The sequence below is a fragment of the Pseudomonas sp. URMO17WK12:I9 genome, from assembly GCF_900230165.1.
Taxonomy (GTDB): domain Bacteria; phylum Pseudomonadota; class Gammaproteobacteria; order Pseudomonadales; family Pseudomonadaceae; genus Aquipseudomonas; species Aquipseudomonas fulva.
In genome coordinates, this window is sequence record NZ_OCMQ01000003.1 from 364,914 (window position 1) to 379,128 (window position 14,215).

General features: G+C 60.5%; 15 protein-coding genes. 7 read left to right on the forward strand and 8 right to left on the reverse strand.

Annotated features, from left to right (window positions below; all coding sequences use genetic code 11):
• Positions 1 to 96: 96 nt before the first annotated feature.
• Positions 97 to 1,479 (reverse strand): PLP-dependent aminotransferase family protein, encoded by a 1,383-nt coding sequence (locus CRP40_RS09365; RefSeq protein ID WP_027914718.1) that lies wholly within the window; start codon positions 1,477 to 1,479, stop codon positions 97 to 99.
• 124 nt (positions 1,480 to 1,603) lie between these two features.
• On the opposite strand from CRP40_RS09365, the gene CRP40_RS09370 reads away from it, so the two are divergent.
• Complete coding sequence (locus CRP40_RS09370) at positions 1,604 to 2,473, forward strand: DMT family transporter (RefSeq protein ID WP_027914717.1); 870 nt, start codon at positions 1,604 to 1,606, stop codon at positions 2,471 to 2,473.
• An 81-nt stretch (positions 2,474 to 2,554) separates the two neighbouring features.
• Here CRP40_RS09370 and CRP40_RS09375 read toward each other — a convergent pair whose 3' ends face one another.
• From CRP40_RS09375 to CRP40_RS09395, 5 genes are read right to left on the reverse strand one after another with little or no spacing between them, the layout of a single operon-like run.
• Entirely contained in the window at positions 2,555 to 2,932 is a 378-nt protein-coding gene (locus CRP40_RS09375) for a response regulator (protein ID WP_027914716.1), read from the reverse strand.
• Positions 2,933 to 2,977: 45 nt separating this feature from the next.
• Positions 2,978 to 4,204 (reverse strand): hybrid sensor histidine kinase/response regulator, encoded by a 1,227-nt coding sequence (locus CRP40_RS09380; RefSeq protein WP_027914715.1) that lies wholly within the window; start codon positions 4,202 to 4,204, stop codon positions 2,978 to 2,980.
• On the reverse strand, positions 4,198 to 4,773 hold the full coding sequence (locus CRP40_RS09385) for a chemotaxis protein CheB (protein WP_027914714.1): 576 nt from the start codon (positions 4,771 to 4,773) through the stop codon (positions 4,198 to 4,200). Before CRP40_RS09385 ends, CRP40_RS09380 begins: the two co-directional genes overlap by 7 nt.
• Positions 4,770 to 5,591, reverse strand: coding sequence for a protein-glutamate O-methyltransferase CheR (locus CRP40_RS09390; RefSeq protein ID WP_027914713.1), 822 nt, complete (start codon positions 5,589 to 5,591; stop codon positions 4,770 to 4,772). Before CRP40_RS09390 ends, CRP40_RS09385 begins: the two co-directional genes overlap by 4 nt.
• Positions 5,588 to 9,052 (reverse strand): response regulator, encoded by a 3,465-nt coding sequence (locus tag CRP40_RS09395; protein WP_027914712.1) that lies wholly within the window; start codon positions 9,050 to 9,052, stop codon positions 5,588 to 5,590. The genes CRP40_RS09390 and CRP40_RS09395 overlap by 4 nt, the downstream gene beginning before the upstream one ends.
• 235 nt (positions 9,053 to 9,287) lie before the next feature.
• Between CRP40_RS09395 and CRP40_RS09400 the strand changes: the two genes are divergently transcribed.
• Positions 9,288 to 9,647: a response regulator gene (locus CRP40_RS09400; RefSeq protein WP_027914711.1), complete on the forward strand. Its 360-nt coding sequence runs from the start codon at positions 9,288 to 9,290 to the stop codon at positions 9,645 to 9,647.
• Here the strand turns inward: CRP40_RS09400 and cobF are convergent.
• Complete coding sequence (cobF, locus tag CRP40_RS09405; protein ID WP_049696163.1) at positions 9,619 to 10,425, reverse strand: precorrin-6A synthase (deacetylating); 807 nt, start codon at positions 10,423 to 10,425, stop codon at positions 9,619 to 9,621. The genes CRP40_RS09400 and cobF overlap by 29 nt on opposite strands.
• Positions 10,426 to 10,723: 298 nt before the next feature.
• Between cobF and gloA the strand changes: the two genes are divergently transcribed.
• Together gloA and CRP40_RS09415 are read left to right on the forward strand one after the other, a co-directional pair.
• The gene (gene gloA, locus CRP40_RS09410) at positions 10,724 to 11,251 is read left to right on the forward strand and encodes a lactoylglutathione lyase (protein ID WP_027914710.1); all 528 of its coding nucleotides are present in this window, start codon (positions 10,724 to 10,726) and stop codon (positions 11,249 to 11,251) included.
• Between the two features lie 93 nt (positions 11,252 to 11,344).
• Entirely contained in the window at positions 11,345 to 11,587 is a 243-nt protein-coding gene (locus CRP40_RS09415; RefSeq protein ID WP_027914709.1) for a hypothetical protein, read from the forward strand.
• A 60-nt stretch (positions 11,588 to 11,647) separates the two neighbouring features.
• On the opposite strand, the gene CRP40_RS09420 is transcribed toward CRP40_RS09415, so the two are convergent.
• Entirely contained in the window at positions 11,648 to 12,469 is an 822-nt protein-coding gene (locus CRP40_RS09420; protein ID WP_027914708.1) for a shikimate 5-dehydrogenase, read from the reverse strand.
• A 216-nt stretch (positions 12,470 to 12,685) separates the two neighbouring features.
• Between CRP40_RS09420 and CRP40_RS09425 the strand changes: the two genes are divergently transcribed.
• From CRP40_RS09425 to CRP40_RS09430, 3 genes are all read left to right on the forward strand, one after another.
• Positions 12,686 to 12,868 carry a hypothetical protein gene (locus CRP40_RS09425; protein WP_027914707.1) on the forward strand — a complete coding sequence of 61 codons (183 nt, stop codon included), beginning with the start codon at positions 12,686 to 12,688 and terminating at the stop codon, positions 12,866 to 12,868.
• Positions 12,869 to 13,043: 175 nt separating this feature from the next.
• The gene (locus CRP40_RS22195) at positions 13,044 to 13,364 is read left to right on the forward strand and encodes a hypothetical protein (RefSeq protein WP_049696164.1); all 321 of its coding nucleotides are present in this window, start codon (positions 13,044 to 13,046) and stop codon (positions 13,362 to 13,364) included.
• Positions 13,361 to 14,158 carry an HWE histidine kinase domain-containing protein gene (locus CRP40_RS09430; protein ID WP_239930207.1) on the forward strand — a complete coding sequence of 266 codons (798 nt, stop codon included), beginning with the start codon at positions 13,361 to 13,363 and terminating at the stop codon, positions 14,156 to 14,158. The genes CRP40_RS22195 and CRP40_RS09430 overlap by 4 nt, the downstream gene beginning before the upstream one ends.
• Positions 14,159 to 14,215: the final 57 nt, after the last annotated feature.

A 14,215-nucleotide genomic window follows, 5' to 3' on the forward strand; every position in this document is an offset into this window, starting at 1 on the left:
CTGCTTGAGCCTGGAGTAACGTTGGGCACTTCCCGATTGACGAGGGTTCAGAAAAGCTCGGGCGTCAGGGTTCGCGGGCCTACCCAGGCGCAAGGCTCAGGCATTCAGAGCCCGCGCCAGTACCTCGTAGATTTTCCCGTCGGCTGACTGCGCAACATTGAAACGCACATAATCGCCTGCCGTCTGGGACTGGCTGAACGCGTTCCCAGGCGCCAACACCACGCCATTGTTCAAGCACACCTTGGCCAACGCGGCCGCGTCCTTGCCCTGCGGCAGACGGCACCACAGGTACAGCCCTGCCTGTGGCATCAGCCAGGGAATGATGCCGAGCGCTTTGAGCTTTTCAGCCGTTCTGTCCCTTTCGATGGCAAGGCGCATCCTCACGGTCTCCATGTGCTTGCGGTAGCCGCTGCTGGTGATCGCATGGTGAACGATGTCCGCTGCCAGACGACCGCCTCCGAAGGTGGTGGCGATCTTCAGGTCGACCAGGCTCTGGATCCAGTCATGACGTGCGGCGATATACCCACACCTGACCGAAGCGGAGACGGTCTTGGAGAAACTGCCAATCTGGATGACCCGGGCCAGGCCATCGAAGGCCGCGAGCCTGGGCGCTGGCGTATGCTCGAAATCGGCGAAAACGTCGTCCTCGACGATCAACAGGCCCGAGGCCTCAGCGAGCTTGAGCAGCCGGTGCGCAGTGCCCGGTGACAGGGAGGCACCTGTTGGGTTGTGAATGCCGGAATTGGTGATGTAGAGCCGTGGCGAATGCGCCGCCAGGGCAGCACCGAATGCATCGATATCCGGGCCGGTAGGGGTCTGACGCACACCGACGATGTTGACACTGTGGGCCCTGAGCAAGGCATGGAAGTTGAAATAACAGGGATCGTCGAGCAGTACGGTGTCACCAGGTTGGAGCAGAAAACGGCAGATCAGGTCGATGGCGTGCGTGCCGGACTCTGTGAGCATGACCTGCTCCGCCGGTGCGTCGATGCCAAAGCCGGCCAGTCGCCGCGACAGAAAATCGCGCAGCGGCCGATGGCCCTGCGGCGATGCGTACTCAACCACCTGCTCGGCTTGCGAGCGCGCCGTAGCCCGGAGCGCCTTGCGCACTCCAGCCTCGAACATCCAGTGCGCAGGAAGCCAGCCGCAGCCAGGTTTCAACAGGTCGCCAGCGGGTTCCAGCGCCTGGCGAGAAATCCACAGTGGATCGACCTCATGCTCAAGCTTGGGTCCCAGCTCGGTCAGCACCAAGGGCGCCGCGCCCCCTGCCACATAAAACCCGGCGCCACGGCGGGCATGGAGTACCCCTCCGGCCACCAGTCGTTCGTAGGCTTCGACCACGGTCGACACCGAGATCTGCATGCTCTGCGCCATTGCCCGTACTGAAGGTATCCGCGCACCGGGCAAATAGGTACGGGCCGCGATGCGGGCATGGATTTCAGCCATGACTTTTGCAATGCGCGTGCTGTGCTCTTTCACTGGATTCTTCCCACCTGTACTGCCCATCAATACCTAACAGTTCCGCCAAACTGTACTGGATTGTACATGGCATCTGCGCGCACATCGGTGTTGTACTGGCTTCATTGACGACAAGGAGTGCGAGATGCAGAGAACAGCAAGCGGCTGGATCAACGGTTTTATCGGCGTGGTCATTTTCGCAGGCTCCTTGCCCGCAACGCGCGTGGCAGTGGCAGCGTTCGAACCCACCTTTCTGACCTGCGCAAGGGCAACCATTGCCGCGTTGGTGGGTGCTTGTTGCCTGATCTTGCTGCGTCAGCCCCAGCCTCGACGAGGCGATTGGCCATCCCTGGCCGTGACAGCGCTCGGCGTCGTAGTCGGGTTTCCGCTACTGACTGCATTGGCCTTGCAGCACGTCAGCTCCGCCCACTCCATCGTATTTGTGGGGCTATTGCCGCTGTGCACCGCCGGCTTTGCCGTGCTGCGCGGCGGCGAGCGTCCCAGGCCGCTGTTCTGGGCATTTTCGTTGGCAGGTGCCGGGTTGGTGGCGGGCTATGCATCGGCCTATGCAGGGCAGGCCTCGATAGTGGGTGATGGGTTGATGGTCGCGGCAGTCGTGGTATGCGGATTGGGGTATGCGGAGGGTGCACGTCTGTCTCGCACCTTGGGCGGCTGGCAGGTCATCAGCTGGTCGTTGTTGCTGGCGCTGCCCGCGATGCTGGTGTTGGCGGTCGCCACCATGCCCACGATGGCGAACCTGACGCAAGTCGGCGCCTCTGCCTGGTTCAGCTTCGGTTATGTCTCGTTGTTCAGCATGTTCATCGGATTCGTGTTCTGGTATCGCGGGCTCGTCCAGGGCGGGATTGCGGCGGTCGGCCAATTGCAGTTGGTACAGCCCTTCATTGGGCTGGGCTTGGCAGCAGTCTTACTGCACGAGCAGGTGAGCTGGGCCATGGTGTCGGTGACGGTGGGTGCGGTGCTGTGCGTTGCCGGGGCCAAGCGGTTCGCCCATTGACGCTCAACCCTGCGGTGGAACTGGAACCAGGCAACTGATTGCTGAACCAGTAGCCACCCGCTTTGGTTTAACCTGCCGCTGTCAGCGCAGCAGGGTCTGGATCTTGTCATGCAATGTGTCGAGGTCGAACGGCTTGGCCAGGATGGGCGCCTTGCGGGTGATCGGGCTACCGGACTCCAGGATCTCCGCTGGATAGCCGCTGATGAAGATCACCTTGAGGTCTGGCCGCAACTTGACTGCGGGTTCAGCGATTTCCACGCCTGAGATGCCACCGGGCAAGCGGAAGTCGGTCACCATCAGGTCCAGGTGCGGCTTGCTGGCCAGGATGGCAAACGCCTGCTCGCCATCTTCGGCTACCAGCACGTGGTACCCCTCCCCGGCCAGGTAGTCCCGCAAAATCATGCGAATAGCCGGTTCATCCTCGACGACCAGCACCACATCTTGTGCATCTTCACTCATATCGAAACCTTGGAAATTCTTGCAGTTTGCCATCAGACCCCGGGCTCACGCAGAGGTTGCCCGCGCCTGATCGTTTTGTTGTTCGCACACGCCAAGCGGCAATTGCAGGGTGAACGTGGCACCTTGGCCCTCCTCGCTTTCGACCAGAATACGCCCGCAGTGGGCCTGGACGATCTGCTCGGAGATGTAGAGCCCAAGCCCCAGGCCACCCGTCGCCTTGTGGTTCGAGACCCGCTCGAACTGCTGGAAGATACGCTGCTGGTTGGCCGCACCAATGCCAATGCCATTGTCTTGCACCTGCACGCATGCCATGCCGTCCAGCTCGAACACCCGCACGTGCACAGGCTTGCGCTCCCCGTAGCGCAGGGCGTTGGACAGCAGGTTCGCCAGCACTTGCTCAATGCGAAATTCATCCCACTCGCCAGCCAGGCACCCGTCACAGTGCAGGTCGATGCGGGTATCCAGCGCGATCGCTTGCGCCGTGAAGTTCTCCACCAGCCCCTTTACCAGCTGGCTGAGGTCAAACAGCTTCGGGCGCAGTGAGAGTTTACCGGTGCGGATGCGTGACACGTCGAGCATGTCTTCGATCAGCCGTATCAGGCTGTTGATCTGACGCTCGTCGCGCTCGACCATGGCCTTGAGCTTTTCCTCACTGAAGGCCTCAAGGTTGCCCCTGGCCAGGTTCAGCTTGCGCAGTTGCGTTTCCAGGATCAAACCGTTCAGAGGCGTTCTCACCTCATGGGAAACGATGGACATGAAATCGTCACGCATCCGCACGGCGTGCTCCAGCTCGCAGCGCGCGCTTTGCAGCTTATCCAGCAAGGCCTCCTGCTCCTGCCGGCTGCGCTCGAGCGCTTGCAGTTGCTGGTCGAGCACTTTGCGTTGTCGGTAGAGATCCACGAAAACCGACACTTTGCTTTTGACCGCCATGGTATCGAGCGGTTTGTAGAGAAAATCCACGGCGCCGCTTTCGTAGCCCTTGAAGGCATAGTTCATTTCGCGCCCAGCCGCGGTCACGAACACGATAGGGATGTTGCGGGTTTTTTCGGTACCGCGCATCAGCTCGGCCAGCTCGAAACCGTTCATGCCAGGCATCTGCACATCTAGGATGGCCAAGGCGAATTCGTGCTCAAGCAGCAGTGACAACGCCGCTTCGGCGGACTGGGCTTGATGCACCTCGCGATCGTCACCCTGTATGAGGGCATCGAGGGCCAGGAGATTTTCTGGCAGATCGTCGACGATCAGCAGTTTGGCGATGGTCTGGCTTAACATGCGCTGGATTCCAGAGTACCAAGCAACTGCTCGATACCACTCAAAGGAAGAATATGGTCGGGACGATGCAGGGCCAAAGCGGCCTCCGGCATCAGCGCGACCTGTGCATCGCGAGGGTCCTGGACAATGGTCCGGCCGCCGCTGTTCTTGATGTACGCAAGGCCTTGGGCGCCATCTTCATTTGCGCCAGTGAGCAGTATGCCCAGCAGTGCCGCGCCATAGGCATCGGCTGCCGACATGAACAGGTAGTCGATCGAAGGCCTGGAAAAGTGCTGCGCGGGCTCCTGGCTCAGAGAAAGGGTGAAGTCGCATTCTACCGAGAGGTGGTAACCAGGGCCCGCCACGAAGATACCGCCGTCTTGCAAAGGCTGCTTGTCGCGTGCCTCGAGCACTGGTCGGCCCAAGCGACGTTGCAGCACTTCAGCCAGATGACTATGCCGGTCCTCGGGCAGATGCAACAGGCACACCACAGGCACCTTGCACGCCCCTGGCAACCCGCCGAGCACCTTGAACAAGGCAGTCACACCGCCCGCCGAGGCGCCGATCACGACAGCTTGTATGCCCTTCATGACTTGCGGTAGATCCGTTCAGGCTTGACCCAGGGCTCGAAGCGCTGGCTGTAGGCCGAGAAATCAACCGACTCCTTGCTGCCCAGCACCAGAAAACCCCGGTGGCAAAGGGACTCATGGAACAGGCCCAGGGCGCGGTCCTGCAGGACCTTGTCGAAATAGATGAGCACGTTGCGGCACGAGACGAGCTGGGTTTCCGAGAACACACTGTCGGTGGCCAGGCTGTGATCGGCGAAGGTCACCTGCTCACGCAAGGTGCTGTCCATGATGGCGTTGCCGTAAGCAGCAGTGTAGTAGTCGGAGAAGTCGCGTCGCCCACCGGCCAACCTGTAGTTTTCTTCATACTCGCGCATGCTTGGCATGGAATAGATGCCTTGCTTGGCTTTTTCCAGCGAGTGCGGGTTGATGTCGGTGGCGTAGATGATGGTGCGCTCCAGCAGACCCTCCTCGCGCAGCAAGATGGCCATCGAATACACCTCCTCGCCTGTGCTGCAGCCGGCGATCCAGATCTTTATCGACGGCCATGTGCGCAACAGCGGAACCACTTCGTTGCGCAGGGCAAGGAAGTGGCCAGGGTCGCGAAACATCTCGCTGACTGGAATCGTCAGGTACTGCAACAACTGCATGAACATGCCAGGGTCATGCAGTACCCGCTCCTGAAGCGCAGACACGGTCTGGCAGTCGAACTGGCGCAGGGCATGCAGGATCCGGCGCTTGATCGAAGCGCCAGAATAATTGCGGAAATCGTAGCTGTACTTGAGGTAGATGGCCTCGATGAGCAAGCGGATCTCGATGTCGGTATTGCGTTCGCTAATCAAATTCGCTCCAGTTGCGGCAACCACACACGTATCAGCGAGAACAGGCGGTCCAGGTCGATGGGCTTTGCCAGGTAATCATTGGCGCCGGCCTGCAGGCAGCGGTGCTGGTCGTCCTTCATCGCCTTGGCAGTCACGGCGATGATCGGCAGCTTGCGCCAGCGAGGCTGCTGGCGGATCAGCCGGGTCGCTTCGAACCCATCCATTTCCGGCATCATGACGTCCATCAATACCAGGTCGATATCCTCATGCTGTTCGAGGCGTTCGATGGCTTCGCGGCCGTTGCGGCCGATTTCGACGATGGCCCCCTTGTGCTCCAGGGCACTGGTCAGGGCAAAGATGTTGCGCACATCGTCGTCCACCAGCAGGATCTTGCGCCCTTCGAATACCTTGTCGCGGCTTCGCGCCGTCTTGAGCATACGCTGACGCTCATGGGACAGCTGCGATTCCACCTTATGCAGGAACAGGGTGACCTCATCGAGCAGACGCTCGGGCGAGCGTGCGCCCTTGATGATGATCGAGCGCGAATACTTGAGCAGGTCGGCCTCCTCTTCACGCGTCAGGTTACGACCTGTGTAGACGATCACAGGTGGGAACGCGCGGATATCTTCAGCCGTCATGCGCTTGAGCAACTCGTTACCGAGCATGTCAGGCAGCTTGAGGTCGATGATCATGCAGTCGTAGACGTTTTCGCGCAGCAGTGCCAAGGCTTCCTGGGCCAGGCCCACAGCGGTGATCTCGACGTCTTCGTCGCCGATCAGCCGGGCAATGCTCTCTCGCTGCAGGTCATCGTCCTCTACCAGCAGAATACGCTTGAGCTTCTGGGTCAGCTTGGCTTCCAGGCGCGCGAAGACTTCCTTGAGCTCTTCGCGGCTGGTGGGTTTGACCGCATAACCGACTGCGCCCATGTGCATGGCCGCTTCGACGCGGTCCTCGACCGAAATGATATGCACCGGGATGTGCCGCGTCTCGGCTTGTTCCTTCAGGCGCTGCAGTACGGTCAGGCCGGAATGGTCCGGCAGTCGCATGTCCAGCAGTACGGCATCGGGCAGGAACCGAGCAGCCAGCTCGAAGCCCTCGTCGGCGCCATGGGCCACCAGGCAGCTGTAGCCCAGTTCATGGGCCAGATCGAAGAGAATACGGGCAAAGTTTGGCTCGTCCTCAATGACCAGAATGCAGCGGTTGGTGAACGGCGCCCGCTCGCGGTCATCGGTGAAGGCCAGGATCGGCGGTTTGGCCGCCGCTGCTGGCGGCTGGATGACCGATGGCAACGCAGTCACCGCAGGGCGTAGGGTAAGCGGCGCGACGGGCTGTTCGTCGACATCATGGCGCTCTGGCAGTACCAGGCTGAATACGCTGCCTTGGCCCGGCGTGCTCTGTACGGTGATCTGCCCGCCCAACAGGCGGGCCAGGTCGCGGGAGATGGACAGGCCCAGCCCGGTGCCACCATAGCGGCGGTTACTGGTGCCATCGACCTGGTGGAATGCACCGAAAATGGCTTGCTGCTGATCGGGGGCGATGCCAATCCCGGTGTCGCGCACCGCGAACACGATGCCGGCCTCGGGCTGGTAGCCGATATTCAGGCTGACCTGACCCCGCTCGGTGAACTTGATGGCGTTGGACAACAGGTTCTTGAGGATCTGTTCCAGGCGCTGGCGATCGGTGAACAGGGTAGCCGGCACGTGCTCGGCCGCTGTGACCTCGAAGCCCAGCCCCTTCTGAGAGGCCAGTGGCGTGAACATGTCACGCAAGCCCTCGACCAGCCGTTCGACGTGGGTCGTTTCGGGGCGCACCTCAAGCTTGCCGGCTTCGACCTTGGCAATGTCCAGAATGTCATTGATGAGGTTAAGGAGGTCATTGCCCGCCGAGTAGATGGACTCGGCGAATTTGACCTGCTCCTGGCTCAGGTTGCCTTCGCCGTTCTCGGCAAGCAGCTTGGCCAGGATCAGCGAGCTGTTGAGCGGCGTGCGCAGCTCATGGGACATGTTGGCAAGGAATTCGGACTTGTACTTGCTCGAACGCTGCAGCTCATCGGCACGAGCCTGAAGCTCGGCCTGTGCACGGCTAAGCTCCTCGTTCTTGAGGTCCAGTGCATCGGTGCGCTCGGACAATTGCTCGTTGGTCTGCTCAAGCTCCGCCTGTTGGGTCTCAAGGTAAGCCTGGGACTCCTTGAGCACCCGGGACTGCTCTTCGAGTTCTTCGTTGGCGGTTTTCAGCTCTTCCTGCTGGACCTGTAGCTCTTCGTTGAGCTGCTGGGTTTCGGCCAGCACTTCCTGCAGGCGTTGACGGTAGCGGGCGCTTTCGATGGACATGCCCAGGTTGCCCGCCACACGCTCGAGCATCTCCGCGTCGCGGTCCTGCAAGGGGCGCAGCAGGCCCAGCTCGATGACACCGTTGACTTGACCGTCCTCGGTGGCCGGCACGATCAGGCCGCTGCGAGGCAGGCCCTTGCCCAGGCCCGACGCCAACCGGTAATAGTCTTCCGGCAAGGCATCGAGGCGGATCAGCCGTTCTTCACGCACCGCCTGTGCCAGCAACCCGTGATGATCACCCAGCACCTGCTCGCGCGCCTGTTCCTGGGCTTCGAGCCCATAACTGGCCACCCGCACCAGGCGGCCATGTTCATCACGCACATACACGGCGCCAACCACGCTGCCCAGGTAGGTAGCGAAGAACCGCAGGATTTTGTCACCCAGCATGGGCAGGGACAATTGACCCAGCACCTGCTGGGCCAGTTGGGTCTGGCCGTTACGCAGCCAGGCCTGATGCTCCAGGCGCTCTGCAGCGCGCTGCTGGGCCTGCAAGTTCTTGGTGTAGCTGTCGGACAAGGCCAGCAGGTCACGGCGACCGAGGTAGGCGAGCAACGCGCTGAGCCCGACCAGCAACACAACGAACGTGATGATGCCCGCGACGGTGACAGTGCTGACCGTCTCGTTACGGGTCATGCGCAGCTGTTGCTCGGCGCCGATCAGGTCCTCGAATTCCTTGCGGATTTCGTCGGTCAGGCGTTTGCCACGGCCGTTACCGATCAGTTCGCGGTATCCCCCTTCGGCGCGGCGCAGGTCGATCATCTGGCTGCCGAAGTCGTTCCACGCGCCCTGCAGCGCGATCAGCCGATCGATGCGCTCGACCTGCTGGGGATTGTCCTCGACCATGCTTCGCAGGCTTTGCAGGCTGTTGAAGATCCTGGGCTTGGCCACCTCGTACGGGTCCAGGAAACGCTCATCGCCTGTGATCAGAAAACCGCGCATCCCGGTTTCCATGTCGATCGAGAGCTTGAGCGTTTCGTTGGCGTTACCGATCACCTGGTCGGTATGTTCCACCCACTGCATGGCAGACAGCAGGTAGTTGATAACGGCGACGAACGCCACGGCACCGAGCAGGCCGAGCCCCAGGGGCAGGCCGATGTTGCGGCTCAACAGCTTGCGAAAGCTACGTTGATCCATCGAGGCAGCTTGTATCATCTGAAAACGCCCGAGCAAATGAGGTCCATGAACAGCATGGTCAATCTTTCCTTATGGTAAGGGGCAGCCCCTGGCCTGGCGCACGCCCTGATCAGCGTGCCCGGCATTTAGCCAGCATTTGAAACATACCTGCTCCAATCGTTCCATCGGATCGATCAGATAGGTATTCTTCGGGAACTTCTGGGCCCCGGCGACGCACAGAACAAAAGACATTCAACAAGACAGGATCTGAACCATGTCCCTTCTGGTAGTCGAGGACGACGACATCGTACGCATGCTCATGGTCGAGGTCCTCGACGAATTGAAATATGACGTGATCGAGGCGCAAGACGCCACGACCGCACAGAAAGTACTCGAAAATCCTGACCAAACGCTCGAACTCATGATAACCGATGTTGGCTTGCCGGACATGGATGGCCATGACCTGGCCAAGCGTGCACGCGCACTGCGTCCAGGGCTTCCTGTGCTGTTCGCCAGTGGCTATGGCGACAATGTCGAAGTGCCTGAAGGCATGTACAGAATTGGCAAGCCTTACTCCATTGACCAATTGCGAGACAAGGTGGCCTCTATCCTTGATGCCCATCAAGCGGGGTAGTTGGTTCGGCTTGATAATCCGTTGTCGGACGTGCTTCACGGCGCAGCAGGTAGATGTCCATTATCCAGCCCTTGCGCCTGCGTAGAGTTGACCGGGCCTCCACAATGCGTGCCTTGACCGCGTCAAGTGGCCCGGCGATCACCATCTCGTCTGCGGTTCCCAGGTAGGCCCCCCAGAAGATCGTGAGCGCCGGATCGGACAGCTCAGCAAAGACGCAGGCACTGTCGAGCATCACCACAACATTGTCGACTTGTTCGAGATCCGCCAGCCGCCGTCCTGGCAGCACGATCAACGGCTCACCGGCACGTGTGAGCGCGATCTGGTGACGGGCGGCCAACAGCTGCATGCTGCTTATTCCTGGTACAACCTTCAAAGCAAGCGACACGCCCTGCTCGCGGACCAATTCCATCACACGTAGCGTGCTGTCGTACAAGCCTGGTTCACCCCACAGTAAAAATGCGCAGGTCTGCCCTGGGTGCAGTTGCGCCTGCAGCAGCGAGGCATACGCCATGGCCCTCTGACGGTGCCAGACATCGACCGACTCGGCATACCCTGGAGCCTGCCTGGCGCGTGGCGGGTCGGTAATCTGCACGATGCGATAGCTGTCGTCGGGTAGGTAGCGCTGCAGGATCGCCTTGCGCACCTCCAGAAGGTCCTGGACCTCGGGACCTTTGTCCATGACGAAAAACACGTCTACGCAGCGTAACGCCTCGACCGCTTCGTAGGTCAACTGACGAGGATCGCCAGCACCAATGCCGATCAGCAGTACCTGTATCATTTCCCCTCCCGTGCCATTTCGCCCACTCGCTAAAAGGCGACTGGCCATGAATGTGCTCGCGTTGGCGCAATGATGAAACCTCAACACTTGCTTCACACTTTTTTCACAGCGCCCTAGGCATCATAAACACAGCTAACGGACTAGCGACCCCATCACGCGCCCGCACACGCGGGCCTCTAATTCCAGCGCCCTGCCTTCAGCAGGGCGCTTTCATTTGCGCAATCGTTTCACTGCCGTATCATGAGCAGCCTGTCCGTTTCGCCGGGTCCTTGCACCCGGCCCCGTCTCAGGAGTTTCCATGAGCTTGCACGATCTGCAAACCGTTCCGGGCGTCACCGCACAGCCTGACGCTGCCACTGCCCAATTCGTCTTCAACCACACCATGCTGCGGGTCAAGGACATCCAGAAGTCGCTGGATTTCTATACTCGCGTACTGGGTTTCCGCCTGGTGGACAAGCGTGATTTCCCGGAGGCTGCTTTCAGCCTGTACTTCCTGGCTCTGGTCGACCCTGCCCAGATCCCAGAGGACGACCATGCCCGCCACCAGTGGATGAAGTCGATCCCGGGCGTGCTCGAACTCACACACAACCATGGCACCGAACAGGATGCCGACTTCGCCTACCACGATGGCAATACCGATCCACGCGGCTTCGGCCACATCTGTGTCTCGGTACCGGACGTACGTGAAGCCTGCGCCCGTTTCGAAGCCCTGGGCGTGCCGTTCCAGAAACGCCTGCAAGACGGGCGCATGAACCACCTGGCCTTCATCAAGGATCCGGATGGGTACTGGGTCGAGATCATCCAGCCAGGCGAGGTGAAAGCCTAAGGCTCACAGGCCACGCTTGTCGGGTGACCGCCCGCATACCCTTTGCTGTGGTATATGAAGTAGAGGCTTCATTGCCACAGCGAGGTACCGATCATGCAATCGCTCCAGTGTGAATACCGCAAGCACGTCATCACCGCCAGCGTCATGCCTCATCCTGACTCGCCGCTCCCCTTTGCGGCAGGCTGCCTGATCACAGCGCCCGACGGCCATGTCAGCCGCCGGCTATCGATGCCCATGAAGTTCTTCAGCGACTTGGACAATGCCCAGCATGTGTCGCTGGCGTATGGCCGTGCGCTGGTTGACAAGCAGTTGGATCAAGTCACCCAGGTGCGCTGATCGCTGCAGCGACCCGGCTTTGCTTGCTGGTCGCTGCATGTCGCAGGCTCTGCAGCTGGCTCAGCCTTGACGCGCGTAGGTCACGGCAGCTTGTACCTGTTCAGCCGTTGGCCTGATCCCGGTGTACAGGACAAATTGCTCCAACGCTTGCAGTGCGATGACTTCAAGCCCGGTGATCACCTGCTTGCCGAGCTGCTCTGCGAGCTTGATCAGCGGTGTTTGCGCGGGCATGGCCACGACATCGAATACGCGCTCGGACGCAGCAATTGCCATCTCGCTGAACGCCAACTGCTGCGCCTCCGGCCCACCTGCCATGCCCACCGGGGTGACGTTGATCAGCATCGGCGGGCAAAGGTCGCCAAGCTCGGGCAGCCAGCGGTAGCCGCACACATCGGCCAGTTCCCGCCCGGCCTGCTCGTTACGGGCGACAATCATGCCTTCGCCAAAACCTGCGTCACGCAACGCACTGGCCACCGCCTTGGCCATGCCACCGCTGCCGCGCAAGGCGAACGCCGTGGCCGGGTCCACCTTGTGCTGCGTCAGCAACTGCCGGACTGCCAGGTAGTCAGTGTTATAGGCTTTGAGGTGGCCCTCGGTATTGACCAAGGTGTTGACGGAGTCGATTGCCGCAGCCGAGGGGTCAATTTCATCGACCAACGCCATGCACGCTTCCTTGTACGGCATCGAGACACCACAACCACGAATGCCAAGCGCCCGGATGCCCGCTACAGCAGCCGGCAAGTCATCGGTGCGCATGGCCTTGTAATAGAAATCCAGGCCAAGCTGCTCATAGAGGTGGTTGTGGAAGCGGACACCGAAGGTCCCTGGACGGCCTGCCAGGGAAATGCACAGCACGGTATCCCGGCTGGGTATAAGGGACATACACGATCCTTTTGCGGTGTACAGACGGTGACTGAGCCTAGCAGAGCGGATGCCCCACGCATACCGACTCGAGGCTGCTCGCAACGCCCTACGAATCGACCGTGCACAATGACGCCAGCACATTAGGCAAAACTGATAAGCACTATTGAGCACATTGATTTCAGTCCCGCCCAAGGCGTCGGTACAGTAACGCCATGTCTTAGCGGAGGGCTGTAGATGGCCACTATCGAGATCATGTCCGTGATCGGCTCGGCAGTACCGGCCTCCTTGCGCAATCAGGGCCTGCTGGCTTGCTGGTACCTGGTCAGTAATGGCGAGCCGGTCAGCGGGCCGATGCCGAGCCTGGCCAGTGCGCGCGCCCTGATCGAACAGCTGCAACCCCTCAGCCTACTCGCCTGACACGAACATTTAGTGCTGCTCCCTGTTGCCCGCCATCGTGCGGGCTTTTTTTAAGTGCCCTGTCACTCGCCAGGCTGCGCGCATCCGCGAAACGCTGTAACCTTGCCGTTTCAAAACACCGAGACACTTCGTCCAAGGAGACGTCGTTGCCATTCCCTGCAAGGCTTCCTGGCTCATGACGGCACTGGTCGACAGCTTTCGGGACGAGGCCATCGAGATCATGGCCAACGGTGAATCCATCCTCCCTTTGCTGAGCGCCTTCGTCCCTGCACTGGCTGCGCAACTGCCGGGCAGTCACGTCGGCATCAATATCCTGGACCATCCAGGCAAAACCTTCAGGCACTCTGTCTTTGCGAGCCTGCCTGAAGCATTCAGCAGCAAGCTCACTGGCAACCCCATTTCGACAAACCGCGGCGCATGCGGTTTGGCCATTCTCAGCGGCGCGGCCATTGATGTGCCTGACGTGGCTACCGATCCACGTTTCGCAGCAGCGTGAAGGGCCTGTTTCGTGAGCATGGGCTCAAAGCATTGACGTCGTTTCCGGCCCAGGACAAGGACGGCGCCGTACAAGGCACGATCGCCCTGATCTACGACCCGCAACGCCCGATTACCGAGGCTTTTCGCGCACAGATGCCCAGCGCCTTGCGTTTGTGCGCGCAGCTCTGCGCCTACAGCCGTACCCAGGAAGCGGCGGCGATACTCGTGACCGAACTTGATCATCGTATGCGCAACCTGTTCGGTACCCTTGGCGCTGTTGCCATCCTGACGGCGAAGCATCATCCAGAAATCACCGAGTTCCGCAGTGTTCTGCAAAACCGCCTGGTGACGATGCAGAAGGCTCATACGCTGGCGCTCGCGAAGGTCCCGATCAGCTTGCACAGCCTGGTGACTGAAACCTTGGCCCCCTATGTGACGGACATGCACGACGACAAAAGCGGGCCGCACATAATCCTGGCGCCCGAGGCGGCTTCTGCATTGGCGTTGGTCCTGCACGAACTGGCGACCAATGCCGCGAAATATGGAGCCTTTTCCCAATGCGGCGGCGTTGTGGCCTTCAGCTGGCAGCTTGAAGAGCAAATGGACTCACCGCCACATTTCACCTTCAACTGGCATGAAACCGGCGGTCCAGCGGTTGCGCCGCCCACCAGGCGAGGCTATGGCACTCTGATGATGCAAGGCAGCTTACGCAACGCGTTCAACGGCAAGGTGACGTTCAACTACGAGCCTGCTGGATTCAGTTGCCAGATCACCGCCCCGTTTACCCAAAAGCTAGGCAAACGCATCTATTGAGCGACCTGGAAGAGCAGCTGAAACCGGTGATGGCATGCATGCCACTGTTGTACAGCC

Excerpts from the sequence above, each read along its gene's own strand:
- CRP40_RS09385 (WP_027914714.1), bottom strand. The coding sequence starts at position 4,773 with ATGAAGGGCATACAAGCTGTCGTGATCGGCGCCTCGGCGGGCGGTGTG.
- gloA (WP_027914710.1), top strand. The coding sequence starts at position 10,724 with ATGAGCTTGCACGATCTGCAAACCGTTCCGGGCGTCACCGCACAGCCT.
- CRP40_RS09380 (WP_027914715.1), bottom strand. The coding sequence starts at position 4,204 with ATGTTAAGCCAGACCATCGCCAAACTGCTGATCGTCGACGATCTGCCA.
- CRP40_RS09400 (WP_027914711.1), top strand. The coding sequence starts at position 9,288 with ATGTCCCTTCTGGTAGTCGAGGACGACGACATCGTACGCATGCTCATG.
- CRP40_RS22195 (WP_049696164.1), top strand. The coding sequence starts at position 13,044 with ATGACGGCACTGGTCGACAGCTTTCGGGACGAGGCCATCGAGATCATG.
- CRP40_RS09395 (WP_027914712.1), bottom strand. The coding sequence starts at position 9,052 with ATGATACAAGCTGCCTCGATGGATCAACGTAGCTTTCGCAAGCTGTTG.
- CRP40_RS09375 (WP_027914716.1), bottom strand. The coding sequence starts at position 2,932 with ATGAGTGAAGATGCACAAGATGTGGTGCTGGTCGTCGAGGATGAACCG.
- CRP40_RS09415 (WP_027914709.1), top strand. The coding sequence starts at position 11,345 with ATGCAATCGCTCCAGTGTGAATACCGCAAGCACGTCATCACCGCCAGC.
- CRP40_RS09420 (WP_027914708.1), bottom strand. The coding sequence starts at position 12,469 with ATGTCCCTTATACCCAGCCGGGATACCGTGCTGTGCATTTCCCTGGCA.
- cobF (WP_049696163.1), bottom strand. The coding sequence starts at position 10,425 with ATGATACAGGTACTGCTGATCGGCATTGGTGCTGGCGATCCTCGTCAG.
- CRP40_RS09425 (WP_027914707.1), top strand. The coding sequence starts at position 12,686 with ATGGCCACTATCGAGATCATGTCCGTGATCGGCTCGGCAGTACCGGCC.
- CRP40_RS09370 (WP_027914717.1), top strand. The coding sequence starts at position 1,604 with ATGCAGAGAACAGCAAGCGGCTGGATCAACGGTTTTATCGGCGTGGTC.